The organism is Corynebacterium sp. HMSC055A01, from assembly GCF_001809405.1.
GTDB lineage: Bacteria > Actinomycetota > Actinomycetes > Mycobacteriales > Mycobacteriaceae > Corynebacterium > Corynebacterium hesseae.
The window spans coordinates 25763-49463 of record NZ_KV797536.1 but is presented as its reverse complement, the minus strand read 5'-3'; the positions used below and the strand labels follow the sequence as shown (position 1 = coordinate 49463).

The 23701-nt window shown below is 61.6% G+C and carries 25 protein-coding genes; 10 read left to right on the top strand and 15 right to left on the bottom strand.

From position 1 onward, the window contains the following. Positions 1 to 287: 287 nt before the first annotated feature. Positions 288 to 1064 carry a hypothetical protein gene (locus HMPREF2604_RS02355; RefSeq protein WP_070562912.1) on the bottom strand — a complete coding sequence of 259 codons (777 nt, stop codon included), beginning with the start codon at positions 1062 to 1064 and terminating at the stop codon, positions 288 to 290. A gap of 162 nt (positions 1065 to 1226) precedes the next feature. Here HMPREF2604_RS02355 and HMPREF2604_RS02350 point away from each other — a divergent pair, with 162 nt between their 5' ends. Then, positions 1227 to 2366 carry an Mrp/NBP35 family ATP-binding protein gene (locus tag HMPREF2604_RS02350; protein ID WP_210384655.1) on the top strand — a complete coding sequence of 380 codons (1140 nt, stop codon included), beginning with the start codon at positions 1227 to 1229 and terminating at the stop codon, positions 2364 to 2366. Positions 2367 to 2373: 7 nt separating this feature from the next. Here the strand turns inward: HMPREF2604_RS02350 and HMPREF2604_RS02345 are convergent, their stop codons facing one another. The 3 genes from HMPREF2604_RS02345 to sigE form a co-directional block, all read right to left on the bottom strand. Beyond that, positions 2374 to 2946, bottom strand: coding sequence for a twin-arginine translocase TatA/TatE family subunit (locus HMPREF2604_RS02345; RefSeq protein WP_070562909.1), 573 nt, complete (start codon positions 2944 to 2946; stop codon positions 2374 to 2376). A 70-nt stretch (positions 2947 to 3016) separates the two neighbouring features. Next, entirely contained in the window at positions 3017 to 3484 is a 468-nt protein-coding gene (locus tag HMPREF2604_RS02340; RefSeq protein WP_070562905.1) for an anti-sigma factor family protein, read from the bottom strand. Between the two features lie 84 nt (positions 3485 to 3568). Continuing rightward, the gene (gene sigE / locus HMPREF2604_RS02335) at positions 3569 to 4234 is read right to left on the bottom strand and encodes an RNA polymerase sigma factor SigE (RefSeq protein ID WP_070563082.1); all 666 of its coding nucleotides are present in this window, start codon (positions 4232 to 4234) and stop codon (positions 3569 to 3571) included. A 164-nt stretch (positions 4235 to 4398) separates the two neighbouring features. Here sigE and HMPREF2604_RS02330 point away from each other — a divergent pair, with 164 nt between their 5' ends. Further along, positions 4399 to 5046, top strand: a complete 648-nt coding sequence (locus tag HMPREF2604_RS02330; protein WP_070562902.1) for an O-methyltransferase — start codon at positions 4399 to 4401, stop codon at positions 5044 to 5046. Between the two features lie 85 nt (positions 5047 to 5131). Here the strand turns inward: HMPREF2604_RS02330 and glgC are convergent, their stop codons facing one another. After that, positions 5132 to 6349, bottom strand: coding sequence for a glucose-1-phosphate adenylyltransferase (gene glgC / locus HMPREF2604_RS02325; protein ID WP_070562089.1), 1218 nt, complete (start codon positions 6347 to 6349; stop codon positions 5132 to 5134). Positions 6350 to 6503: 154 nt separating this feature from the next. On the opposite strand from glgC, the gene glgA reads away from it, so the two are divergent. Continuing rightward, positions 6504 to 7658, top strand: a complete 1155-nt coding sequence (glgA, locus tag HMPREF2604_RS02320) for a glycogen synthase (RefSeq protein ID WP_070562091.1) — start codon at positions 6504 to 6506, stop codon at positions 7656 to 7658. An 11-nt stretch (positions 7659 to 7669) separates the two neighbouring features. Beyond that, positions 7670 to 9127 carry a GH32 C-terminal domain-containing protein gene (locus tag HMPREF2604_RS02315; RefSeq protein ID WP_070524938.1) on the top strand — a complete coding sequence of 486 codons (1458 nt, stop codon included), beginning with the start codon at positions 7670 to 7672 and terminating at the stop codon, positions 9125 to 9127. A 510-nt stretch (positions 9128 to 9637) separates the two neighbouring features. Here HMPREF2604_RS02315 and HMPREF2604_RS02310 read toward each other — a convergent pair. The 7 genes from HMPREF2604_RS02310 to dapE all read right to left on the bottom strand — a co-directional run bounded on the left by HMPREF2604_RS02310 (position 9638) and on the right by dapE (position 14539). Continuing rightward, a complete protein-coding gene (locus tag HMPREF2604_RS02310; RefSeq protein ID WP_070562898.1) occupies positions 9638 to 10522 on the bottom strand; it encodes a methyltransferase domain-containing protein in 885 nt (294 codons plus the stop codon). Between the two features lie 10 nt (positions 10523 to 10532). Beyond that, positions 10533 to 10700 carry a DUF3117 domain-containing protein gene (locus HMPREF2604_RS02305; RefSeq protein ID WP_010187237.1) on the bottom strand — a complete coding sequence of 56 codons (168 nt, stop codon included), beginning with the start codon at positions 10698 to 10700 and terminating at the stop codon, positions 10533 to 10535. 89 nt (positions 10701 to 10789) lie between these two features. Next, positions 10790 to 11089, bottom strand: coding sequence for a DivIVA domain-containing protein (locus tag HMPREF2604_RS02300; protein WP_070562895.1), 300 nt, complete (start codon positions 11087 to 11089; stop codon positions 10790 to 10792). 3 nt (positions 11090 to 11092) lie between these two features. After that, the gene (locus HMPREF2604_RS02295; RefSeq protein WP_070562891.1) at positions 11093 to 11830 is read right to left on the bottom strand and encodes a glucosyl-3-phosphoglycerate synthase; all 738 of its coding nucleotides are present in this window, start codon (positions 11828 to 11830) and stop codon (positions 11093 to 11095) included. Between the two features lie 3 nt (positions 11831 to 11833). Then, complete coding sequence (gene folP / locus HMPREF2604_RS02290; protein ID WP_209167975.1) at positions 11834 to 12646, bottom strand: dihydropteroate synthase; 813 nt, start codon at positions 12644 to 12646, stop codon at positions 11834 to 11836. Positions 12647 to 12672: 26 nt separating this feature from the next. Then, a complete protein-coding gene (locus tag HMPREF2604_RS02285; protein WP_070562885.1) occupies positions 12673 to 13443 on the bottom strand; it encodes an LOG family protein in 771 nt (256 codons plus the stop codon). 7 nt (positions 13444 to 13450) lie between these two features. Beyond that, entirely contained in the window at positions 13451 to 14539 is a 1089-nt protein-coding gene (gene dapE / locus HMPREF2604_RS02280) for a succinyl-diaminopimelate desuccinylase (RefSeq protein WP_070562882.1), read from the bottom strand. Between the two features lie 91 nt (positions 14540 to 14630). Between dapE and HMPREF2604_RS02275 the strand changes: the two genes are divergently transcribed. From HMPREF2604_RS02275 to HMPREF2604_RS02250, 6 genes are all read left to right on the top strand, one after another. Next, entirely contained in the window at positions 14631 to 15989 is a 1359-nt protein-coding gene (locus tag HMPREF2604_RS02275) for an amino acid permease (RefSeq protein WP_070562879.1), read from the top strand. An 18-nt stretch (positions 15990 to 16007) separates the two neighbouring features. Next, positions 16008 to 16979, top strand: a complete 972-nt coding sequence (gene dapD / locus HMPREF2604_RS02270) for a 2,3,4,5-tetrahydropyridine-2,6-dicarboxylate N-succinyltransferase (RefSeq protein WP_070562876.1) — start codon at positions 16008 to 16010, stop codon at positions 16977 to 16979. Positions 16980 to 17105: 126 nt separating this feature from the next. Beyond that, a complete protein-coding gene (locus tag HMPREF2604_RS02265; protein WP_070562873.1) occupies positions 17106 to 18536 on the top strand; it encodes an amino acid permease in 1431 nt (476 codons plus the stop codon). A gap of 581 nt (positions 18537 to 19117) precedes the next feature. Then, positions 19118 to 19963 (top strand): type IV toxin-antitoxin system AbiEi family antitoxin domain-containing protein, encoded by an 846-nt coding sequence (locus tag HMPREF2604_RS02260; RefSeq protein ID WP_070562871.1) that lies wholly within the window; start codon positions 19118 to 19120, stop codon positions 19961 to 19963. 69 nt (positions 19964 to 20032) lie between these two features. Further along, positions 20033 to 20242 (top strand): helix-turn-helix transcriptional regulator, encoded by a 210-nt coding sequence (locus tag HMPREF2604_RS14185; protein ID WP_070562868.1) that lies wholly within the window; start codon positions 20033 to 20035, stop codon positions 20240 to 20242. Further along, complete coding sequence (locus tag HMPREF2604_RS02250; RefSeq protein ID WP_070562865.1) at positions 20235 to 20717, top strand: hypothetical protein; 483 nt, start codon at positions 20235 to 20237, stop codon at positions 20715 to 20717. The genes HMPREF2604_RS14185 and HMPREF2604_RS02250 overlap by 8 nt, the downstream gene beginning before the upstream one ends. A 417-nt stretch (positions 20718 to 21134) precedes the next feature. On the opposite strand, the gene HMPREF2604_RS02245 is transcribed toward HMPREF2604_RS02250, so the two are convergent. The 3 genes from HMPREF2604_RS02245 to dapC all read right to left on the bottom strand — a co-directional run bounded on the left by HMPREF2604_RS02245 (position 21135) and on the right by dapC (position 23698). After that, positions 21135 to 21698 carry a GtrA family protein gene (locus HMPREF2604_RS02245; RefSeq protein ID WP_070562861.1) on the bottom strand — a complete coding sequence of 188 codons (564 nt, stop codon included), beginning with the start codon at positions 21696 to 21698 and terminating at the stop codon, positions 21135 to 21137. A gap of 107 nt (positions 21699 to 21805) precedes the next feature. Then, positions 21806 to 22612: a pseudouridine synthase gene (locus HMPREF2604_RS02240; RefSeq protein ID WP_070562857.1), complete on the bottom strand. Its 807-nt coding sequence runs from the start codon at positions 22610 to 22612 to the stop codon at positions 21806 to 21808. After that, on the bottom strand, positions 22613 to 23698 hold the full coding sequence (gene dapC, locus HMPREF2604_RS02235) for a succinyldiaminopimelate transaminase (protein ID WP_070562854.1): 1086 nt from the start codon (positions 23696 to 23698) through the stop codon (positions 22613 to 22615). It abuts the gene before it with no gap. Positions 23699 to 23701: the final 3 nt, after the last annotated feature.

The following is a 23701-nucleotide window of genomic DNA, read 5'->3' as shown; positions in this document are numbered from 1 at the left end:
GGGCTTGCCAAGCGCTCTCCCCACAAATACCCGAGAGAACAGACAGGGAATAGACAGGTTATCGTTCAAAATAATACCTACCAAAGAGGAGAAAAGCAAGGAAAAATACCTACTCACCAGCCATTTATTGACGACAGTTCACAGCATTTTAAAAGCTGAAAATTCGCTGAATCGTCCACCCTATGAGACAGGACTAGGTTTCTGCATGTAGGGCACGGGGAGACGTCGCCAAGCACAGCGTGCCCACCGTCATGCGAAGCACACGATCAAGCGGTAGGCGCAACCGTTTAGGATTCCTCGTGAACCAAATCCGAGCCACCGGAGGAATTGGAGTCGCCCTCCTCGTTGAGGTTCTGCGAGAGGTTGGCCTCCATCCAGGCGCGCACGGCGCCCTCGAAATCCTCAGACTCCTCCACCTCCTCAACGACTTCATCGAGGTCCTGCGTCGTCAGGAATTTGGTAAAGGACGCGATCTCTAGTTTCTCATCGCGGTTAAAAAGCCCGTCTTGGTAGACCACGACGTAGTTTTGCGGCAGTTCCGGCTTGGAGTTAGGGCAGCCCTCAGCGCCGGCGGGCTCGACCACGGACATCTCCGGAGGCATCGACGCCATGAGCGCAACGTGGGTGCGCTCCAGGAAATCCACGTCCTTCGTCCCCTCATCCTTGGCGGCCACATAGTCCTTTGAAATCTCGCGGGCCTCCACCGGGTTGTAGACGTTTAAAAATTCGCCCGTACAGCCAACGAAGAAGTTTCCGTTCGTGCTTACCCCACTGACGTGTTCACCGCCGCGCCGGACCATCATTGGCTCCTGGGAAACGGTGGCCGCACGCCCCTCATCGCGGAGGGTCTGGCGGTAGATTTCCGCCAAAACACGCTGTTTATGGGATGTCGGGTCAATCATGATGGTGATTGGCGCCGATGCAACAGGCTTGGGATCTGGCTTGGGCTCATATCCCGAGCAAGCGCTGAGCGACGCCCCCACAACCCCCACCAAGGCCACCCCAGCAACGCGGGAGAAGGTTCGGGAACGTGAGGTTTCGCGGGGCATCAAAATAGGGCGCATTCTTTCTCTTAAACCAGACATGGGGCAGGACATAAACCACAACATGTCACTACTGTGCAGCTGCAGCGCTTCAGGCGCAGCATCTGGCTGAATTTTACACATCCCATTGCCCTGACGCGGTGTGGCTCTCCTCAGCAACGGGTGACTAGACTGGTGCGGGTTATGACTAGCGCTATTACTGAATCTTCCGTTCGCGACGCGCTCACCCGCGTCGATGACCCAGAAATCGGTCGCCCCATCACTGAGCTCGGCATGGTGAAGTCCGTGACCGTCACCGGCTCGGACGTGGATATCGAGCTTTATCTCACCATCGCGGGCTGCCCGATGAAGAGCACCATCGAGTCCAATACCCGCGCGGCTGTTTCCGAACTAGACGGTGTCGGCGAGATCACCATCTCCATGACACCGATGAGCGACGAGCAGCGCAAGGAGCTCAAACAGAAGCTGCGCGGCGGGCAAGCCGAGCCGGAGATCCCCTTTGCCAAGCCTGAGTCCACCACCCGCGTCTTCGCGGTGGCCTCCGGCAAGGGCGGCGTGGGTAAGTCCTCCGTCACGGTGAACTTGGCGGCTGCCTTGGTGAACAAGGGCCTCAAGGTGGGCATCGTGGACGCCGATATCTACGGCCACTCCGTGCCCAGCCTGCTGGGTTCCACGGCGGGCCCCACAGTGCTTGACGACGAAATGCTGCTTCCCCCCGTCTCCCACGGCATCAAGCACATCTCGATTGGCCAGTTCGTGGAGGGTAACGCGCCCGTCGTCTGGCGCGGACCCATGCTGCACCGAGCCCTTCAGCAGTTCCTCGCGGACGTCTTCTGGGGTGACTTGGATGTGCTCCTGCTGGACCTGCCACCGGGTACTGGTGACGTGGCCCTGTCGGTGGCCCAGCTCATCCCCAACGCCGAGCTGCTCATCGTCACCACCCCGCAGGCGGCCGCGGCCGAGGTGGCCGAGCGCGCCGGTTCCATCTCGCAGCAAACGCGCCAGCGCGTGGCCGGCGTGATTGAGAACATGGGCGCGATGGTCATGCCGGACGGCTCCACGATGGATATCTTCGGCTCCGGTGGCGGCAGCGTGGTGGCCGAGCGCCTCAGTGTGCTGCTGGGCCACGAGGTTCCCCTGCTGGCCAGCATCCCGCTCGATCCAAGCCTGCGCGCGGCTGGCGATGCCGGAACCCCCATCGTCATCTCCGCGCCCGACTCCCCCGCTACGCAAGCCATCACCAAGGTGGCGGATTCCATTGCGGTGCGCTCCGATTCCCTCGTGGGCAAGAAGCTCGGCTTGGGCGTGACCCGCAAGAACTAATCGGGCCTTAGGTGACATCCTCCCAGGAGGAGCTGCCCTCGCCGGCGGATGCATTCCCGCCGCGCGGGGGCTGTGTCGTTTTCTTGTTAGTCGCTCGCTCTTCCACGGACTGCTGCGCACCCAGGTCCGGGTAGACCTGCGAATAATCAAACGTCGGCCGCGCGGGGTTCTCCTGTGGCGCGGGCTGCGCTGGTCTCTGCGGCGCGGGTTGGTTGTTTACTTCTGCGTCGTGCTCGTACGGGCTGGTGCTCTTCTTGATGTCCTCAGCCATCTTTTTCGGGTTGAAATCGTCCCAGGCGGAATCGTCGCCGTCGAAAAGCGCCTTGGTGATAACCCCGCGCGGCCCCATGCGCGTCCACTCCGCCGCCTGGCTCAGAGGTACGCGAAGATCATCGAACTCCGCGCCGAGACCGCTCATCTCACCGTTGAGCTCCGCCTTAGCGTTGGCAATTGCTTTGCGCGCCGCATAAATCGCCGCACGCACGTCCATAATCACACCGGGCAAGCGCTCAGGTCCGATGATCACCAGACCCAGCAGCACGATGACGAGGATCTCTACCCAACCAATTGAGGAAAACACGAAACTATCTTAACTACTTCGCTAATGGTGACAGGGCGACGGGCGCGCGGAAGGCTTCGGGGCTTATAAGTCAGCCCCGCTGGTTATGCCGGATGGCGCGCACAACCATCTCCACCTTGTCAAGGAAGTCTTGGCGAGGCCGATGGGCGGGCATCTCCGCGTCCGGCCCAGGCCCAGCGCCCTGATTAGCAATACCCGCAAGTTTAGCCATGAGGGAATCCGGCGCCTTGACGTGGGAATCCACGCTGCATTCCCGAATCCATTCGGCGGCATTGCGCTGGTGGTGAATGTCCGCTCGGCACTCCGCGCAGTGCACGAGATGAACGCGCACGCGGTGGGCATACTTGGCCGGCATTTCACCATCGACAAAGGCGACGACCGCCTCGGGCCCCAAGTGGCCGATCGTATCCGCGCGCTGCGCGCGTGACTTGGCTTTATCGCGGACTTTGGCTTGGGCCTCAGTAAAGAATCCGGACGAGCCTAGGTAGTGGCCATGTTCCTGATCCCCCGAGGACTTCTTATGCCCTGATTCCTTCACCTCAACGTCACCTCAACTCAGCGCGTGCTTTAGGCCTTCACTTAGCTGCGAGTTTCGCAGTCCTAAGGCTAAACGCTGCCCAGTCTAGCGCGTGCGCAGCAGGCTGCGGGTGTCCGCGTTGGTCTGCGCTTCCTTTTCCAATGCGGCGCGCAACTGGGAGCGGCCGCGGTGGATTCGAGAGCGCACGGTACCCATCTTCACACCGAGAGTTTCGGCGATTTCGTCGTAGCTCATGCCAACGACATCACAGAGCACCACCGCAACACGAAAATCAGGCGCAAGGTTATCCAGTGCCGATTGCAACGCCGGGTCGAGGTTAGCCACCGAGTAGGCCTGCTCCGGGGTCATGTCAGTGCCGGGGACACGCTCATAATCCTCCGGCAAGGCCTCCATGCGAATCTTGGAGCGGTGGCGGACCATGTCCAAGAAGAGATTCGTGGTAATGCGGTGCAGCCATCCCTCAAAGGTTCCGGCCTGGTATTTATTCAAGGAGCGGAAGACGCGCATGAAGGTCTCCTGCGTAAGATCCTCGGCGTCATGCTGGTTACCGGAGAGGCGGTAGGCCAAACGGTAGACACCATCAGCATGTTCGGCAACGAGTTCCCCCCAAGAGGGCATGTCGCCCTGGCCGGCGTCGAACGCTGCGGTTCCGGTCAGCTCTTGGGCTTCTGCGTTCTCGGAAGAGCTGACGGTGGAAGAAGAATCACGAGTGCTTTGAGCGGTCTCAACACTGCGCTGCTGTGTGGTCATGAGGATCATCATTCTATAGTGCGGGCCGAAACTCCAGCCAGCGCACTGTGAGCAGCCTGTGAATCCGTCACTCCTCTTACATGCGCTTCTTGTGCCACACGGAGAGGACAATCGCGGGCGATTCTCGGCGCGCAGCTGCAGCGAGTTCACTATGGTTTTCTATTGTGACTACTACGGCTTATGACGCAATGCGAACCTATATCGAATCCACCAGCGAGAGCTCTGAGGTGCTCGCCGCCGCCCGCGCCCACGCGGAGGAGTACGGACTGCCTTCGCCGGATGAGGCCACCGGCCAGCTGCTCAGCACGCTCGCCGCGGTTTCTTCCGGTACCGCCTCCCGCCCCCAAGCGGTGGCGATTACCCCCGCTGCCTCTGTCGTGGGCCTTTACCTGTTGGCGGGGATGCCGGACAACGGTATCTTGACCTGCATTGACCCAGAGGCCGAGCACCAGGCCAGCGCTAAGCAGGCGTTCCGCGATGCTGGCTACTCCCCTAGCCGCGGGCGCTTCCTTCCTTCCCGCCCGCTCGACATCATGGGCCGCTTGGCTAATGACACATACCAGGTGATTTACGCCGAGGTCCCCGCCCTCGACATGCCTGCACTACTCAAGGCCGCCTGGCCTCTGCTCCATCAGCACGGCACCTTGGTGTTGGCCAATGCGCTTCTCGACGGCACCGTGGCCGACCCCTCCCGCACCGACCGCGACACCGCCGCCGCCCGCGAGGCCGACGAGTTTGCTCGCTCCCTCGACGGTGCGGCCGTCACACGCCTGCCCTACGGTGCGGGCTTGACGCTCATCACCAAGATGTAGTCTCCACCAAGCACTACAAAAGCGGGCGTGGGGTGGACTTCAATCCACCCGCACGCCCGCTTAGTGTCCTTCGCTGTCTTGCGGCTTAGACCCTGACGTTCTTGCCCACGACAACCACGCCGCCTTCGGAGACCTTGAAGCGCTCCTCATCGCGTTCGCGGTCCACACCGATGATGGCGCCGTCACTAACAACCACGTTCTTATCCAGGATGGCGTGGCGGACCACCGCGCCACGACCGATGCGCACGCCGGGAAGGATGACGGAGCCTTCCACCGTCGCCCCATCCGCCACGTGCACGTCCGAAGCTAAGACGGAGTTGCGCACCGTACCACCGGAAATGATGCAACCCGGAGCCACCATCGAGGACTGCGCAATACCGTTCTGCACAAACTTCGCCGGCGGGAAGTTGGAGTCATCCGTGGAATGAATAGGCCACGAACGGTTGTACAGGTTGAAGATTGGGTGCACCGAAATCATGTCCATGTGCGCCTCATAGAAGGAGTCGATGGTACCGACGTCACGCCAGTAGCCATGGTCACGCTCCGTGGAACCGGGTACTTCGTTAGCCATGAAGTCATAGACGTGCGCCTGATCGCGCTTCACGAAGTAAGGGATAATGTTGCCGCCCATGTCGTGGGCGGAATCCTCATCCTTTTCGTCTTCCAGCAACGCGTCGATAAGCGCCTGCGTGGTGAAGACGTAGTTGCCCATAGAGGCATAGGTCATGTTCGGGTCATCCGGGGTCGCCGGAGGATTGGCAGGCTTCTCGACGAACTCCGTGATCGTGCCCATCCCATCCGCCTGAATGCAGCCAAAGGCGGAAGCCTCCGAGCGCGGGACGCGGATACCCGCCACCGAGCAATCCAGACCGGTGGCGATGTGCTCTTCCACCATCTGGGCCGGGTCCATGCGGTAGACGTGGTCGGCGCCGAAGACGATGACATAGTCCGGCTTTTCGTCATAAATCAGGTTCAGCGACTGCAGGATGGCATCGGCCGAACCGTTGTACCAGCGCTTACCACGACGCTGCTGAGCCGGCACGGAAGCGATGTACTGCGGGGTGGGTCCAGACAGGTTCCATGCTTGGGAAATGTGGCGGTCCAGAGAATGGGACTTGTACTGGGTCAGCACCGCAATCTTGAGGAAACCGGCGTTGACAAGATTGGACAGCACGAAATCGATCAGGCGATAGGAACCGCCGAACGGAACGGCGGGCTTAGCGCGGTCTTCCGTCAGAGGAAAAAGGCGCTTTCCCTCACCGCCGGCAAGGACAATGGCAAGGACATTTGGAAGGCTTCTCACATCACCCAATCTATAGACGTTTTCTGGATCGCGCAGTCGAAGAGTGCTTGTTTTTACCCCCTTTTGATTGCCTCTCGCCTCCCCCGCAGGCCTACGCGCCACATGGCCTCTCAAGGTTTAGCGCGAGCTGTGGATAATCCGTATTCTGGCGGTTATGAGAGCCGGAATTTTTTCTAAGGAGTATCCGCCGGAGATTTATGGCGGAGCGGGCGTCCACGTTGCAGAGCTCACGCGCTTCATGCGCGAGATCATCGATGTTTCAGTTCACTGCATGGGTTCTGAGCGCGACGAGAAGGATGTGTTTGTGCATGGCGTTGATCCCTCGTTGAAGGAGGCTAACGCCGCACTGCAGACACTCTCCACAGGGCTGCGCATGGCCAACGCCGCCTCCGATATTGATGTGGCTCACTCCCACACCTGGTACACGGGACTGGGTGGGCACCTTGCCAGCCGCCTGTACGGCATCCCCCACGTGGTCACCGCACACTCGCTCGAACCCCACCGCCCGTGGAAGCGCGAACAGCTTGGTGGTGGCTATGAGATCTCCTCGTGGTCGGAAAAGAACGCCATGGAGTACGCTGACGCCGTCATCGCGGTGTCGGCCGGAATGAAGGACTCAATCTTGGATGCATACCCCCGCATCGACGCCGACAAGGTCCACGTGGTCCTCAACGGCATCGATACTCAGGTATGGCAACCGGGTGAGTCGGCGGTGCTGGATAAGTTGGGCGTCGACAAGCAGCGTCCCATCGTCGCCTTCGTGGGTCGGATCACCCGACAGAAGGGCGTGAAGCACCTGCTGAAAGCCGCCCAGAACTTTGACCAAGACATTCAGCTTGTGCTGTGTGCCGGCGCACCCGATACGCCGGAGATTGCGGCGGAGACCGAGGCCCTCGTGGAGGAGCTACGCGCCCAGCGTGACGGCGTGTTCTGGGTCAAGGACATGCTCTCGCGCGAGGAAATTAAGCAGGTCTACTCCGGCGCCGACGTGTTCGTCTGCCCCTCAATTTATGAGCCTTTGGGAATCGTCAACCTTGAGGCAATGGCTTGTGGCACCGCCGTGGTGGCGTCCAATGTGGGCGGCATCCCCGAGGTCGTTGTGGACGGCGAAACTGGTGTTTTGGTCAACTATGACGCAGATGACGACGCCACCTTTGAAGCCGATCTTGCCGCCGCTGTGAACCGCGTTGCTGCCGATAAAGAGCTGGCACAACGCTTCGGTGCTGCGGGCCGCCAGCGCGCCATCGAGGACTTCTCGTGGGCCACCATCGCGCAGCAGACCGTGGACATTTACCGCTCGTTAATGTAGGAAGGACTGCCGTGACGCATAAAGAAACGCACCATCGCCCAGAACTTCACTTCGTTCCCGATAGCGGGATCCTCGACGCCCCCGCGGGAATCGTCCGGGACGGTCATACCTGGCACTTGTTCCACCAGTACCGCCCTGACGCTGGCCAGCCTGCGCGCTGGGGCCATTCCACCTCCGAGGAAACAGCCTTCGCGTGGCTGGACTGCGACGACGTCCTCGCCCCCGTCGGTGGCGAGCTGTCACTACGCGCAGGCTCAGTGGCGGAGGGCAAGGACGCCCTCAACCTTTATTTCACCTCGGTGACCTCGGTGGGCACCAGCGTGCGCTTGGCGCGGTATACCGACTACGCCGATGAATGCATCGTGTCTGATGACCCTTCTGCGCTCGATCCGGATGTCGTCCGCTTTGGGGAGGCCGTGGGCGCCCACACCAACTATGACCGCTTCCGCTCGCCTTCCGTGGTCCCGGATTGGGCCAAGGAAGACCGCGAAGAGGGACACGATGGCTGGCTGATGCTGGCGCTGACCGGTCATTCCGATGCCCCGATGCCGGTAATTCTGGACAGCCCCAATGGCGAATCTTGGACTCTTCTTGGGCCCTTGAGCTTCGACGGCGACCCTGGCTTTGAAGACGGCGAGGTCCCGGCTACCTCCCCCATCCCGCCGGTGGTGTCACCGCGCTTGGTGCGCCTTCGTGACGAAGTAGATAGGGAAATCTACGATGTCCTCTTTGTCACCTTAGAGCGCGAGGGCCGCGACGTTTCTGGCTACATCGTGGGCCGCCTCGACGGCACCGTGTTCACCGTGGCACGAGGTTTCCAGCGTGTGGACTATGGCCATGACTTCTCCCGGCCACGCAACACCAACACCACGACCGGAACGATTCCGCAGGAGCGCCGCTACGACCGCGCAGTCATCCTCGGCCTGCTCAATGGCAATGGCCGCGGTGATGACGCTACCAAGCACCCCACGTGGGAGGCTGAGGACTGGGCTAATAGCTTGTCACTGCCACGTGCAGTCACGCTGCAGGGCGGTGTGCTCTACCAGACTCCGGCGGAGGGGCTGCCGGATGCTGTGAAGCTCTCGAACTACGCACGGTCTTGGACAGGTGTATTGGAGGTACCGGCGGGCTCGAGCGTGACTGTCACGCTGAAGGACGGCTCCGGTGACGCCGCTGCGGTCATCCGCCACACGGGCGAGGAAATCAGCTTGGATCGCTCCATGTCGAAGTCCTTCGACAACTACTTCAAGGATTCCGCACCAGCAGTGGCCAAGCTGGCCGAGGGCGATTCGGATACCCTCACCGTCATTCAGGATGGTGCCAGCGTTGAGGTGTTCGTAGACGGCGGATTGGTCGCCATGAGCTCCCGCGTCTACTTCGAGGGTGGTTGCTCTGCTATCGAAATCAGCACCGAGGGCGAGGCTATTATTGAGCAGTCCTGGAACAGGAAGGGCACCAAGCTCTCTTAAGAGCATCGAACGACGATCATAGAAGGAGGCCCGGGGTAACCGGGCCTCCTTTTGTGTGCGGGCCCACTGTGTTGTGTGGCCACGTTGCGCCGCTGCGCTCGCGGTCATCATTTCTCGCGCATGCCTCATCAGTTCCACTCGCTCCCCTTCCGCCCTTCGCGCTCACCGGGAGCGGTCTTGGCGGCTGATCGAGGCTCTTGGTGAGCGCGAAGGGAGGATTCGAGGGGAGGATTCGACGAGAGGGGACAGCGAAATAGCCAGCGCGTCAACGCAAGCTCCAGATCACAGTGCGCAAAAAGACCCGGGGTGGTTGCTTCACAGGCCACCCCGCCCTTCGCGCTCACCGAAGAGCTAAAACCTTCCGACGAACCCACTGCCGGTGAGCGCGAAGGCTCGTTCCGGAGAGAGAAGGGTCGTTCCGGAGAGAAGAGGGCCGTTCCGAAGAAAGAAGGGCCGTTCCCCGGGGCTGAAAAGCAAGGGCTGGCAATGAAGCCGAGCGCAAGCGATGAATTAGGCCGAGCGCAAGCGATCCAGACGGGCGTGGGCCGTCACGGTCAACGTCTGCGGCAACGAGGCCATACGCTCAGCCAGCTCTTCCGGACTAATGTGGCGCGCCGAGGGGCTCATCCCCACCTGCGCGGCGATAGACGCCTTATCCAAGACAATGGGGAAGGAAATATCGACCGGATCCGCTGCCTGTTTGAGGAACCCTTCCGCCTGCGCGTAGAGACGCTCCACCTTGCCTTCTTCCACGCCGAGAATTCCCAGCGGCTCTCGCAGCTCATCCAGGTGACCGGACTGCGGGGTCAAGACGATGACCTCCCCGCCGGGTGCGAGAACGCGCTGAAACTCCGCCGGATTGCGCGGCGCGAAGACCACCGAGATGGCATGGATTGAATCATCTTTCAAGGGCAGGCGCTCCCACACATCCGCAACCACAGCGCCGACGCGCTCGTGCGATTTGGCCAGGTGTTTAGCCGCATGCGTAGAGATATCGAGGCCCACGCCGCGAGCACCCTCGATCGAATCGAGCGTGTGCGCCAGGTAGTAACCCGTGCCAGCGCCTACCTCCAGGAGCGAGGGGGCGGTGTCCTCATTGAGGCCTGCTTGCTGAGCCGCGTCCTGACTCTCCAAAGAATCTTGCACCGCTCCAGTGACTGCCTCCACGAAGGGCGCGAAATGCCCCATAGCCAGGTAGGTTTCACGGGCGGTGACCATCGCGGCATCGTCACCTTGATGCTTCAGACCCGCACCAGCTGCCAACGTGACGTAGCCCTGCTTGGCCACGTCATAGGAATGGCCGGTCTCCGACACGAGGCGGGAAAAATCATCCGCGCCTTCAAGGGCGCTGCCATCGGCGGGATCGGCCAGAATATCGACGATATGTGAAAGCATGCTCCCTAGACTAGCTAGAAACTGCTACGAGGAGTGAACCCAACTCCGCTGCTTCTTCTTTGCTGAGCTCAATAACAATGCGCCCACCCCCGTCAGAAGGAATGCGCATGACGATCTTGCGGGACTCCTCTACCGCTTCCATCTCTCCACCAGTGGTACGGGGCTTCATCGCTGCCATATTGAGTCTCCTTCGACTGTATTTTGTACGTCCTTCTAGTCTAGCTCTTTTTCGGCCGCCGGCGGCAGACTCGTCGCTGTAGGCTCGGCCTAGGCCTGAACCGAAGGTTCTGAAGGTTCGCCCGATGACGCCGCCTTGGCACCCCAATGGCGCTCCACTGCCGCCAACAGGGCATCCACTTGCTCCTGGCGGTAGCCGCGCGCAACCACGTCAAAGCGCAGGTCATCGAAGCGCCCCTCCTCGAGGGCCCGCAGATTCTCTCGATCGGTATCCACGGCCTTGTCGGGAGCGCCCATGACAGGTCCCCGGCCTACGAAGCTTCCCCACGCCCACGTGCCGATGATGATGAGGGCAATGAGCACAACGATAAGAAGAATCCAGGACATCATGCGCTAAATCCTACCCAGCAATGGTGGCCTTTGGGCAACAGGCCCAACCACGCCAGCACGGGACAGGATGGTGCGCGCAACCACATCGGCCATCGGGGCCAGCTCCTCCAATGGTCGGTTACGGTGGGTGCGGGTGCCCAGGTCAACCTCGGCGAGGGCATAGGGGCCATAGCGCTTGGCGACGTCTATCAGCAGGCCCGCTTCCACCCCGTACCCTTCCACGAACGGCAGCTCCATGGCGGCCGCGCGTCTTAAGGCGTATTCGCCGCCGAGTGGTTGGTCAATGTATGCGAGCTCTGGGAAGAACTGTCGCAAAAGCGGCTTGGCGGTCAGCTCGGTCACGCGCCCACCACCGGTAGGCTTTCCTTGAAGGCTGCGCGCATAGCGGGCCTTGACCAGCTGGACGTGCGGATCTACGAAGGGCTCGCTGAGCGCTGTGACCATTCCGGACGCGGCGGATTCTAGGTCCGCATCGATGAAGACGACGATGTCGCCCTCAACTGCCGCCACGCCGCGCCAGAGGGATTCGCCCTTGCCGGGGCGGGGCTCCTCAGGCAGGATCTCCCGCCAATTGAGCACCTGAGCCCCTGCCGCCTGCGCCTCAGCCACAGTTTCATCGCTCGAGTCCGCATCAATGACGATGACCTCTTGAGGTTCATCCGCCAGGCAAGCACGCACCACGTGCGCGACTGTGCGCTCCTCGTTGAGCGCAGGGATAACCACAGAAACGCTGTCGGTCATGGCTTAGGCTAGCCCCCGCGTCGTGGCCAAGGGAGCTATCTGGCCCTGGATGGCGGCGGTCATGCGGATGACGTCGAGAGTCGGGGCCACCTCATGGACCCGAAAGGCCGCCACGCCCCGTGCCGCCGACCATGCCGTCGCTGCCAGCGTGCCCGCGACGCGCTGGTCCACGGCGCGGTCGAGGGTCTCACCCACAAAATCCTTGTTCGACAAGGCCATGAGCACCGGCCAGCCGGTCGCCACGATCTCATCGATGCGCCGCAGCAACTCCAAGCCGTGGAAGGTGTTTTTGCCGAAATCGTGCGTGGGGTCGATAAACGTCAGCTCCTCCGGGCAACCGAGGTCGGCGGCGCGCTCGGCCAGCCGCGTGGTCTCGCTGATGACATCGGCAACCACATCATCGAAGTGCACACGATGCGGGCGGGTGCGCGGGGTCACGCCACCGGTGTGCGAGCACACGTAGCCTACCTTGTGGTGGCCAGCCACCTCGATGAGCTCGGGGTCCCAGCCGGCCCACGTGTCATTGACTAGACCGGCACCAGCAGCGATCGCGGCCTCTGCTACCTCAGCGCGCCACGTGTCCACCGAAATCAGCGCTTCCGGGCGGCGGCGGTGCAGCTCCGCGATGGTGGGCACGACGCGCTCGATTTCCTCGGCTGCGTCGACATGCTGACCCGGGCCGGCCTTGACGCCTCCGATGTCGATGATGGAGGCGCCGTCGTCAAGCGCCTGCTCCGCGCGCTGGATTGCTGGGTCGAGCTCGAAGGTGGCGCCCTTGTCATAGAAGGAGTCTGGGGTGCGGTTCACAATCGCCATGACCCGCGCGAGGTTGTGCGCTTGGGTCACTTGCTCTCCTGCTCCCGCAGGCGCTTGTCCGACATGACCTTGTGCGCGGCCAGGATGTGGGCGACGGCTTCATCGATATCGTCCGTGACCAAGAAAAGATCGAGGTCCTCGGCGCTGATGAATCCACCCTCGGCCAGGGTCTTCTTCATCCACTCCACCAAGCCGGACCAGTATTCAGTACCCATGAGCACGATGGGATAGTTGGTCACCTTGCCGGTTTGGACCATGCACATGACCTCGAAGAATTCATCCATGGTGCCCATGCCGCCGGGCAGGCAGATGAAGGCCTGGGAGTACTTGAGGAACATGGTCTTGCGGGCAAAGAAATAGCGGAAGTTCAGGCCCAAGTCCACGTAGGGGTTCAGGCCCTGCTCGTGCGGAAGCTCGATGCCTAGGCCCACAGACAACCCTCCGGCCTCGTGCGCGCCGCGGTTGGCCGCCTCCATGATGCCGGGGCCACCGCCGGTAATGACGGCATACTTAGCCTCCACGAGGCGGCGCCCCAAGGCCACGGCCAGCTGATAATTCGGATCCTCCTCCGGGGTGCGAGCGGAACCGAAGACGGTCACGGCCTTCGGCAGCTTGGCCAGGGCGTCGAAACCATCCACGAACTCGCCTTGGATGCGCAGGACGCGCCAGGGATCGGCGTGCTGCCATTCGTGATCCGCGCCGGACTGCAGCAGCCGTTGGTCAAAGGTGGAGGACTGCTCTCCAGCAGTACGCACGAGAAGTGGTCCGCGCAGGGTGCGCAGTTGCTCAGGCGTCATGGTGGTCTTATCCCTTCAGGTAGTTCAAGAGTGCGGTCGAGACTTCGGTGATCTGGGTGACGGGCACTTGTTCGTCCTTCTTGTGGGCAAAGCCTGGGTCTCCAGCGCCGAAATTGACGGCTGGGGTCCCCATCTCGGAGAAGCGGGCCACGTCGGTCCAACCATACTTGGCGCGGACGTTGCCGCCGACGGCGTCGACAAGCGCGCGTGCCGCCGGCTGGCCCAAGCCGGGCAGGGCGGCGCCGGCGATGTCATCGACCTCCACGGTGATGTTCTCGTGTTCGCCGAGGACCTCCATCAGGTGCACCAGCGCCTCCTCGGAGCTGCGGTCCGGGGCGAAGCGGAAGTTGACGAACATCCAGGCCTCATCCGGGATGGTGTTGGTGGCCACGCCGGATTCGAGGTGGACGATGTTGAGGCCCTCCTTGTAGGTGCAGCCGTCAATCTCCACGTCGCGTGACTGGTAGTTGGCCACGTTGAGCATCACCGGTGCCAAGGTGTGGGCGGCGTTGGAGCCGAGCCAAGCACGGGCCGAGTGCGCGCGGGTGCCGTGGGCGGTAACGCGCACGCGAATGGTGCCCTGGCAGCCGGCCTCGATCATGGCGCCGGAAGGCTCCCCCAGCAGTGCCAGGTCCCCCTTCAGCCATTCCGGGTGATCCTTTTGCAGGTGGCCCAAGCCGTTGAACTCGGTGGCAACCTCCTCGCCCTCGTAGGCGATGACGGTGAGGTCGTGTTTGAGATCATCGGAGTTGTACAGCTGCGCAAAGGCGTTGAGGTAGACCGCCATGCCCGACTTCATGTCGACGGTGCCGCAGCCGTACATGATCTCCCCGTCCTCCGACATGGTGTGGGGCACGTTATCGGCCAGAGGAACGGTATCGATGTGGCCGGCTAGGACCACGCGGCTTTCAAAACCCCGGTTTGTCCGGGCACACACGGTGTTGCCATAGCGTTGCACCTCCACCGTGTCTTGGTCCAGACCGCGCAGGGCCTCCTCGACGGCGTCGGCGATCGCCTCTTCGTGATGGGAAGGGCTCGGGATATCCACCAAGGCCTTGGTCAGCTCGATGGGATCGGAGAAGAGATTTAAAGTCACAACCCGCCATGCTAGCGCCCCCGGATGCTCAGCGCATTGCGTAAAGTACTTCCCATTACAAACAATCAATAGCGTTGAAGGTGATCACCCTATGGCAGCGGCCACACAACTCAAAACCCGCCACCTCACCATGATGGGGCTCGGATCCGCAGTGGGTGCGGGACTCTTCCTGGGCGTGGGCCTAGGCATTCAGGTGTCCGGCACCTCCGTTCTCATCTCCTATGCGGTAGCTGGCGCGCTCATCGCCTTGGTGATGTGGATGCTCGGAGAGATGGCCGCCGCACGCCCTTCGCTGGGCGCTTTCTCCACTTATGCAGGACAGGCTTTTGGGCCGTGGGCCAGGTTTACGTTGGGCTGGATTTACTGGTTCATGCTGGTCATGGTGATGGGCGCGGAGATTACCGGTGCTGCGGCCATCATCTCGAATTGGTTCGGGGTCGATCCGTGGATACCGGCTTTGGTGGCTGTGGTGTTCTTCGCCGTGGTCAACTTTGCCGCCGTGGGTGGTTTCGGCGAATTCGAGTTCTGGTTCGCCATCATCAAGGTGGCCACCATCGTGGCTTTCCTGGGCGTCGGCGTGCTCATGGCTTTGGGCATCCTGCCTGGAATGGACCTCTCCTTGGCAGGTCATAACTTCACAGAGAACTTCCTGCCCAACGGCGGCCCCGGTTTTGCTGCCGGCCTGCTCGCCGTGGCTTTCGCCTTCGGTGGCATCGAGCTGGTCACCATTGCCGCAGCCGAGTCCGAGGATCCAGCGCACAACGTCGCCACTGCGGTGCGCGCCATTATCGTGCGCATCATGGTCTTCTACATCGGTTCCATCCTGGTTATCACGCTGGCATTGCCTTTCAGCTCCATCCAGGACGCCGACGTCGCCGCGGACTCGCCCTTCACGCTGGTCCTCGCCGCCGCGAAAATCCCCTTCGCTGCAGGATTCATGGAAGCCATCATCGCCCTAGCGCTGCTCTCTGCCTTCAACGCACAGATCTACGCCACGTCCCGCTTGGTCTATGACATGGCGAAGGACCATAGCGCGCACCACATCTTCCTTCGGACGAACGCCTCCGGTTCCCCCATTTTTGCGGTGGTGCTCTCCATCATCTTCGCCTTTGCATCGGTGGTGCTGCAGTACTGGAACCCGCCGGGATTGTTGGCCTTCCTCTTCAACGCGGTGGGCGGCTGCCTCCTGGTCATCTGGTGTTTCATCGTGGCCTCCTATATCAAGCTGCACCCACAGATGCAGGCCAACGGCGAGCTCACCACGCTGCGCGTCCCGGGCTTCCCGTGGCTGCCGTGGCTCACCGCCCTAGCGCTGGTCGGCCTCACCATTCTCATGCTTTTCGACGCCTCCGCCCGCAACCAAGTCCTCGCCGTCCTCATCCTCACCGTGGCCCTGGTTGTGATCTTCCACCTACTACCGGGTAACTCACGGCGCACGGCCGAGGCGTAGCTGCTAGGGTGTGAGCCTATGACTTCAGCATCCGCACGCGGCCTGGCAACCATTACCCACGACGGCACCGTCCTGGACGTTTGGTTCCCGGCAGTTCACACCGATATTTCTGTAGACGCCAGCGGCACCGAGCGCTTGGAGGAGGTTCCGCAGCAGTTCGCTGACCTGGTTGGCCCCGATGAGGAGCGCGGCGTCGCCCGCATCGCCGTGGAGACTAAGATTGCGTCCCTTGACGAGGCGCCCGCCGATACCTACGACGCTTACCTGCGTCTGCACCTACTCTCTCACCGCGCAGTCAAGCCTCACGGCCTGAACGTGGACGGGATCTTCGGCAAGCTGGCCAACGTGGTGTGGACCAACTACGGCCCCTGCGCGGTTGCCGATTTCCAGATGGTCCGCGGCCGCCTCGCTTCCCGCGGCCCGGTCGTGGTCTACTCCGTCGATAAGTTCCCGCGCATGGTGGACTACGTCGTCCCGTCCGGCGTTCGCATTGGTGACGCCGACCGCGTTCGCCTGGGCGCCCACCTCGCCGAGGGCACGACCGTGATGCACGAGGGCTTCGTCAACTTCAACGCCGGCACCCTGGGCGCCTCCATGGTCGAGGGCCGCATCTCCGCAGGTGTTGTCGTGGGCGATGGCTCCGATATCGGCGGCGGCGCCTCCATCATGGGCACCCTCTCCGGCGGCGGCAAGGAGGTCATCTCCATCGGCGAGCGCTGCCTGCTCGGCGCGAACTCAGGTGTGGGCATTTCGCTTGGCGACGACTCAGTCGTCGAAGCCGGCCTCTACGTCACCGCCGGCACCAAGATCGCGGTCTTTGGCAAGATTGCTCAGGCCCTAGGCCTGTCCGAGGGCGAGACCGTCAAGGGCTCTAAGCTCTCCGGCGTCTCCGGTGTTCTGCTGCGCCGCAACTCCGTCTCCGGTGCCGTCGAGGCCGTGGACTGGAAGTCTGAGGCTGTGGCCCTCAACGAAGACCTGCACAAGAACTAAGCGCTGCTGCTTAAGGCCCCCGTTTCTGCGGGGGCCTTTCGCGATCGTGGACTTAGGCCCTCCGCTTTGTGCACAAGCGCTATAAAATCGCCCCTTTATGCCCAAACGCCTTGGCAGCTGCCTACAATGCTAAAGGTGACTGCTCAAAACGATTCCTCTCCTAGCTCACTCGGCAGCGGCTTGAAAGTCCGCCACCTGACCATGATGGGGCTGGGCTCCACTATCGGTGCCGGTCTTTTCCTAGGCACCGGCGTAGGTATTTCCGCCGCCGGTCCCGCGGTTCTCTTGGCCTACCTCATCGCTGGCTTCCTTGCCATCTTGGTCATGCAAATGCTCGGTGAGATGGGCACGGTCATCCCCGCTTCCGGTTCCTTCTCCGAATACGCCGAGCACGGTATCGGACGCTGGGCAGGCTTCACGCAAGGCTGGATTTATTGGCTTGCCACCGTCGCCGTCCTCGGCGCGGAAATTACGGGCGCTGCTGGTTTCATCGGCGCATGGTTCGACTGCCCGCCGTGGATCCCCGCGGCCATCTGCGTGGCACTCTTTGGCACCATCAACCTCTTGCGCGTGCGTCTGTTCGGCGAGTTCGAGTACTGGTTCGCCTTCATCAAGGTCGCGGTCATCATTGCCTTCCTCATCATCGGTGTATTGCTGATCTTCGGGCTGCTTCCTGGCCACACCTTCATCGGCACGTCTGTCTTCCTTGCCGACGGCTTCATGCCCAACGGCCTCGGCGGCGTGGCCGCCGGCCTGCTCGCCGTGGCCTTTGCTTTCGGCGGCATCGAGGTCGTCGCCATTGCCGCGGCGGAATCCGAGGACCCCGAGAAGTCCCTTGTCAACGCGGTGCGCACCACCATTACTCGCATTTCGGTCTTCTACTTGGGCTCCGTCCTCGTCATCACCTTCCTCCTGCCCTACTCTTCGCTCGGCTCCGCGCAGTCTGCCGCCGAGTCTCCGTTCACGATGGTCTTGGACCGGGCTGGAATCCCTGGTGCTGCGGCCATCATGGAAGTGGTCATCGTGCTCGCGCTACTCTCCGCGTTCAACGCGCAGATCTACGCCTCCTCCCGCATGATGCACTCGCTGGCTAGCCGCGGCGAAGCCCCCAAACTCTTCGCGTCGACAGACCGCCGCGGCGTGCCGACTGCCGCCATTGCGCTGTCGGTCATCCTCTCCGCAGTCATGGTTGTTCTCAACTATGCGGATACCGGATGGCTGCTGTCCTTCATGCTGAACGCCGCTGGTGCTTCGCTGCTCATCGTGTGGGTCTTCATTGCAGTGAGCCAGCTGCGCCTGCGCCCCCGGCTCGAGGCCATCCACCCACTGCCGGTGCGCATGTGGGCCTACCCCTACCTCACGTGGTTCGCATTGGCGCTCTTTGCAGCTATCGCAGTGCTCATGCTTAGCGACGCCTCCGCCCGCATCCAACTCTTCTCCGCCGCCGCCATGTTCGCGGTACTCGCCATCGCCGGCGTCATCAATGCCAAGGCGCGCGGCATCTCCCCTACAGCCCGGCTGCCCTTACCTACCGCAGAGGAACTCGAAACCCGCTAGCCGCTCCTCGCCGCCCTGCTCGCCTCTGCGCCCCATCTCGCAACCGCGCCCCTTCCTCGCTGTCGCTCCACCCCCTTCGCGCTCACCAGCGCACGATGTAGCACCGGTTCTCCGCTCTCGGTGGCCGGCAAGGGCGCGGGACATGAGTTCCCCCTCAGCCACCGCCCTTCGCGATCACCGCCGAACGCTCTAGCAGCTAATCAGCGATCCCGGTGAGCGCCAGGGGTAGGGTCTAGGCAGCGGTCCTCTCCGCCCCGCAACTCCGCCCCACCACATCGCCACCCGCCCTTCGCGCTCACCAGCGAATGCTTTAAGCGCACAGAATCGATTCCGATGGCCGCGAAGGGTGGGGGCCAGTATCCACACGACAGGCGTGGGCCGGGCTGAGCAGCCAAGTTGTGCTATTTGCTACTTGGCGGAGTCCCCAATGGGGCTAGCCAAGAGATAATGAAGATGAATACCGCAGGAAAATTAGCGACGCGTCAACATAACCCCCGGAAAACTGGGCTTCAAACCCGAGTTATCCACAGGTAGGGAGTTGACTATCGACTCGTCGATAAGCACTGCATACCTTGAGCTTTATGAAGGCATGGACAACCGCGGAGCTCCGTGAGATGGGACTGAGCAAGGAGGCAATCAGGCGGAAGCTCCGCGCGGGAAAACTCTTTCGTGTGCACCGGGGAATTTACAGCGATGAGTGGTCGCCGCTGGCCGTGGCACGCGCCCTGGCTCACGGGCTGAGTCGAATACATTTCACGGGTAAGACCGCGCGGGAAATTCACTTGGGGCGGAAGTTGACGTTTCCGCTGGAAGCCGAGGGGCCGCGCACGCTCAAAGGGAAAAACTTTGAGGTGACACATTCGCGGCTTTCGGCTACAACCAAGGTGAATGACCTGCCTGTGGTCCAGGTGCTGTGGGCTGCACGTCGTTTAGCACCCGCTTGCGGGCAGCTGCTGGAAGAACACTATCGAGGCAAGACTGGGCCTGAGCGCTTGAACAAAGACCAGCGGAGAATGCGTCAGATTCCCCGGCGTTTGAAGGAGGCTATTCGTTACACGCCCATCGGCGCGGACAGCGTGCCGGAGCGCCAGCTGAGCCGAAGGCTACGAGCGGACGGGATCTTTCCCGAGCACAACGCGCTCATTGCGAACTACCGCTTTGACCTGAAGATGGGCAAGCTCATCGTCGAGGTCGACGGCTGGGAGCACCACAAAAATAGTCGTGCCTTTCAAGCAGACCGCTCGAAGCAGAACGCCGCGGTGGCTCATGGATATACGGTTTTGCGCTTTACTGCCGACGATATCCGCTACCACCTCGACGATGCCGTACTTCTCATCAAAACCACACTTGAACAGCTTAAAGGGCGTAAACCGAAACTGCCGGCTGTGGTGATGCAGCCCTTCTGGGAATGGCATGTTTGCATGTAACCCTTGCCTTCATGACAAGTTTTCTTTACACTAAGACATGTAAGCACGACACGCCGTAAAGGAGACCACATGGCCGAGCACCAGAATATGGTCCGTAAATGGCGTAGGTGGCTCGAGATGTCTCAAGCTGACCTCGCTGAACGGGCGGGCGTGTCCCGCCAAACAATTGCCAATATCGAGCGCGGCAACTACTCCCCATCTGTGTACCTAGCTCTCGATATTTGCCGTGAACTAGGAAAGACCGTCGAAGAAATCTTTGGAGATGAACAACATGATTAACGCCCTTGCCAACTACACGCTCCGCGAAATTGATCGCGCCTCCCACGACGAATTCGAACGCGAAACTTGCTACAAGGCCCTCGCCATCAGTGTTTCCCCGACGATGTTCCTCGAACTCGTTGCAGCAGCCATCCTCGCCTGGGTCCTCCCTGGTCAGATGAGCATGCTGTGCTTCCTCGCCATCGCGCCGTCTATCATCGGCAATCTCTTCGGCACGGCGTGGCTGCGCAAACGAGTCGCTACCCCGCTTGTGGGTCGTAATTGGTCCGCCATGGCCGTTTACTTAATACCGGCAATCGCGATGATCGCGGGAATCGCCTATAACGCCTATGCGCCTGCCGACGGCCACAATCCCACCGCTTATCTAGCCGGCACCGCAGTTGGCGCTATCGCCGTCCTCATCCTCGCCCCATTCATCCGCCGCCATCAGCACCGCCGCGACCAGGCACGCCTCGACGCCAAGCTCGACGACTAGGCAGCTCTTCCCCGCCCACCTTCTCCATCCCGCCCTTCGCGCTCACCGCGGACGGCGGGTTCCTCTATTTTGCAGGCGCCGGTGAGCGCCAAGGGAGAATAGGGCCACGTCGAACCAAGCGCCGAAGTGCATCTCACCCCGCCATCTCACCGGTCAAACCGCTAACACGCGCCTTCACGCTCACCGGCAGCAGTAGCTACCGAATCTATTGGACGCGTGTGAGTGCGAAGGAGGCATTTCCGCCTTTTACCCCTAAGCGTTCACCAAAGAGTTGGAGCGCTTCCTCGCCGTGGTTCTGGTGAGCACGAAGGGAACATGTGCTTGCCGACGCCCCCCTTCCCGCTCACCGCAGCATCGAAAAGACCCCACCGGCCGTCGCTGGTGAGCGCGAAGGGCAGGCGGGGCGAAGGGTCGATATTAAGCCGGTTCCGTCTCGTGGACCACGACCGGCGCCTTGGGCTTCGAGCGGAAGGTCCACAGCTTGTTGAAGATGAAGTTAATCGGCATGGCTACCACGATTGAAATGGCATTGGCCCAGTAGTACATCGTGCGGAAGCCGGTAGAGTCGTCGAAAATATGCGGCGGCAGCTGCAACGGCGAGGTCGGATTCATCAGCAAGTACTGCACAGCAAGAGTTACCAAATACGCGCCAATGCCCGTAATGAGGAACGGGAAGAAACCCCGCAACCACGAGACTTTGCTAACGGATTTAAAAGTCCACATGCGGTTGAGCTGGTAATTCCACGTATTCGCAACGAGGAAGGCGATGGTGGAAAAGAGCATGAACCAGCGCACGTGAAACTGGGTGCCGAAGAGGTTGAACATCGCGTCATGCGGCGTAGCGCCGAACCAGGACAATCCACACTTTGCGGCCAGGATTGAAACTGCAATATTGACCAACGCGCCCGAACCGCCAACCAGACCGAACTTAATGAACTGGCCAAAATTCGAGGCAAAGCGAGCAAAGCTCAGATCCGCCATGGACACGCCCTTCGTACAAAATGCTCAAATATGATGAATAAAACTTCGTTTGAGTTTAGTCCCTCATTCAGCACAAACTAAAACGCACGCCGCATTAGCGCCCAATCTCACAGCTGAAACTCCCGGTTGCGGCCGGTAACTGGATCGCTAAAACTCAAAGCGACATGGGAAAGCAGCAGCGGCGTGGAGAAATCATAAAGATCCAAGCCTCGATCCACGGGATAAGTATCATCCCCCACAATCGGATGTCCCAGGTGGTTAAGTACCACGCGGATCTGGTGGGTATGGCCGGTGAGCGGCCATACATCGGCAGTCGTTCCACTAGCACGCACGCGGGTCACCGTAGGCGTACCGGTGGAATCCACGAGGACCTGACGTTCACCACGCACGCGCCGCATCCCCAGCCGTACAGTGCCGTCGAAGGAGAAGGGCGCGGCCACCTGAGCCCGGTAGTGCTTCACCACCGCACGCTCCTGAAAGAGTTGCTGATACGCAGCGCGCGTGCGGGGATTGCGCGAGCACAGCACCAACCCCGAAGTCAACCGGTCCAGCCGCTGCAGCGGCACGATGGAGTCCTCATTAAAGTCCACGCGCAAGCGTGTCTGGAGCGTCTCGCGGACGATGCGACCATTCGACGTCGTGGGTAAGAAGTGCGGCTTGTCCGCGACTATCAGGTCCCCGTCCTCATATACCACCCGGTAATCAAAGGGAATGGGCTCTTCGGAAGGTACCGAGGGGTGATACCACGCCAGCGTAGGGCCAGGAAGTAGAGTGCCGGGCTCCAAGCGAGTGCCAGGAGAAAACACGGAATCGCCCGCCTCACCTGCCCAATAGGTAGGTGTGGCGGGCACGATGCCAGTGAGCATCACCTTGCGCGGGCTAATCCCCTCCCGCGCCGGCGGGCGAAAAGCCACTTACTCAGCCAAGCGCGCCACCGCCGCCGCGATGCGCTCGTCCGTACCGTTGAGGCCAATGCGCACGAACTGCTCGCCCGCTGGGCCATAGAAATCACCCGGTGCAACGAGGATGCCGCGCTCGGCCAGCCAGTCGACGGTCTCGCGGCAGTTCTCACCGCGCGTTGCCCACAGGTAGAGCCCAGCCTCGGAGTGCTCGATCCTAAAACCAGCTCCAGTCAGCGCCCGCATGAGTTCCACACGGCGCGCGGCGTAGCGTTGGCGCTGGAGGGCTTCGGAGGGGTCGTCGTCAAGCGCGGCAACCATCGCCGCTTGGATGGGGCCTGGAACAATGAGTCCTGCGTGCTTACGCAGCTCCAGCAGCTCGGCGATGAGCTTGGCATCGCCCGCAAAGAAACCGGCGCGATAGGAGGCCATGTTCGCGCTCTTGGACAGCGAATGCATGGCGATAAGCCCGGTATTGTCGCCATCGGTCACGCGCGGGTCCAAGATGGACACCGGCGGGTTCTCATCGTCCCAACCCAAGCCCATGTAGCACTCGTCCGAGGCCACGATGGCATTGTTCGCGCGGGCCCATGCGACGATCTCGCGCAGCTTCTCGACGCCCAGCACCCTGCCCGTCGGATTCGACGGCGAATTGATGAACACGAGCGACGCATCCTGGAAATCCTCGTCAGCACGCAGGGGCTTAGCACCGGCCAAGAGCGCACCGACTTCATAGGTGGGATAAGCCACCGTCGGGAAAGCCACGGTCTCACCGCGCATGCCCAGCAAAGTGGGCAGCCAGGCGATGGCCTCCTTGGTGCCGATGACCGGCAGCACCGCGTCCACGTTCATGGTGTAGCGGCGCTCAAGTGCCTTCGCGATGGCCTCGCGCAGCTCCGGAGTGCCCTGAGTCTGCGGATAGCCGGGAGCCTCGGCCGCTGCGGACAGCGCTAACTGCACGCCAGGGGCAACTGGATCAACGGGATTGCCCACCGATAGGTCAACGATCCCGTCCGGATGCGCCTGGGCTTTCTTCTTGGCACCGGCAAGCGAGTTCCACGGAAAATCCGGAAGCGTGCGTCCAAGCGGCGTGCGGCTCATACT

What these genes read in the sequence shown, in the direction of transcription:
- HMPREF2604_RS02355 (WP_070562912.1), bottom strand. Translation starts at nt 1,064, where the DNA reads ATGCGCCCTATTTTGATGCCCCGCGAAACCTCACGTTCCCGAACCTTC.
- HMPREF2604_RS02350 (WP_210384655.1), top strand. Translation starts at nt 1,227, where the DNA reads ATGACTAGCGCTATTACTGAATCTTCCGTTCGCGACGCGCTCACCCGC.
- sigE (WP_070563082.1), bottom strand. Translation starts at nt 4,234, where the DNA reads ATGACCACACAGCAGCGCAGTGTTGAGACCGCTCAAAGCACTCGTGAT.
- glgA (WP_070562091.1), top strand. Translation starts at nt 6,504, where the DNA reads ATGAGAGCCGGAATTTTTTCTAAGGAGTATCCGCCGGAGATTTATGGC.
- HMPREF2604_RS02310 (WP_070562898.1), bottom strand. Translation starts at nt 10,522, where the DNA reads ATGCTTTCACATATCGTCGATATTCTGGCCGATCCCGCCGATGGCAGC.
- HMPREF2604_RS02305 (WP_010187237.1), bottom strand. Translation starts at nt 10,700, where the DNA reads ATGGCAGCGATGAAGCCCCGTACCACTGGTGGAGAGATGGAAGCGGTA.
- HMPREF2604_RS02300 (WP_070562895.1), bottom strand. Translation starts at nt 11,089, where the DNA reads ATGATGTCCTGGATTCTTCTTATCGTTGTGCTCATTGCCCTCATCATC.
- HMPREF2604_RS02295 (WP_070562891.1), bottom strand. Translation starts at nt 11,830, where the DNA reads ATGACCGACAGCGTTTCTGTGGTTATCCCTGCGCTCAACGAGGAGCGC.
- folP (WP_209167975.1), bottom strand. Translation starts at nt 12,646, where the DNA reads ATGGCGATTGTGAACCGCACCCCAGACTCCTTCTATGACAAGGGCGCC.
- HMPREF2604_RS02285 (WP_070562885.1), bottom strand. Translation starts at nt 13,443, where the DNA reads ATGACGCCTGAGCAACTGCGCACCCTGCGCGGACCACTTCTCGTGCGT.
- HMPREF2604_RS02275 (WP_070562879.1), top strand. Translation starts at nt 14,631, where the DNA reads ATGGCAGCGGCCACACAACTCAAAACCCGCCACCTCACCATGATGGGG.
- dapD (WP_070562876.1), top strand. Translation starts at nt 16,008, where the DNA reads ATGACTTCAGCATCCGCACGCGGCCTGGCAACCATTACCCACGACGGC.
- HMPREF2604_RS02265 (WP_070562873.1), top strand. Translation starts at nt 17,106, where the DNA reads ATGCTAAAGGTGACTGCTCAAAACGATTCCTCTCCTAGCTCACTCGGC.
- HMPREF2604_RS02260 (WP_070562871.1), top strand. Translation starts at nt 19,118, where the DNA reads ATGAAGGCATGGACAACCGCGGAGCTCCGTGAGATGGGACTGAGCAAG.
- HMPREF2604_RS14185 (WP_070562868.1), top strand. Translation starts at nt 20,033, where the DNA reads ATGGCCGAGCACCAGAATATGGTCCGTAAATGGCGTAGGTGGCTCGAG.
- HMPREF2604_RS02250 (WP_070562865.1), top strand. Translation starts at nt 20,235, where the DNA reads ATGATTAACGCCCTTGCCAACTACACGCTCCGCGAAATTGATCGCGCC.
- HMPREF2604_RS02245 (WP_070562861.1), bottom strand. Translation starts at nt 21,698, where the DNA reads ATGGCGGATCTGAGCTTTGCTCGCTTTGCCTCGAATTTTGGCCAGTTC.
- dapC (WP_070562854.1), bottom strand. Translation starts at nt 23,698, where the DNA reads ATGAGCCGCACGCCGCTTGGACGCACGCTTCCGGATTTTCCGTGGAAC.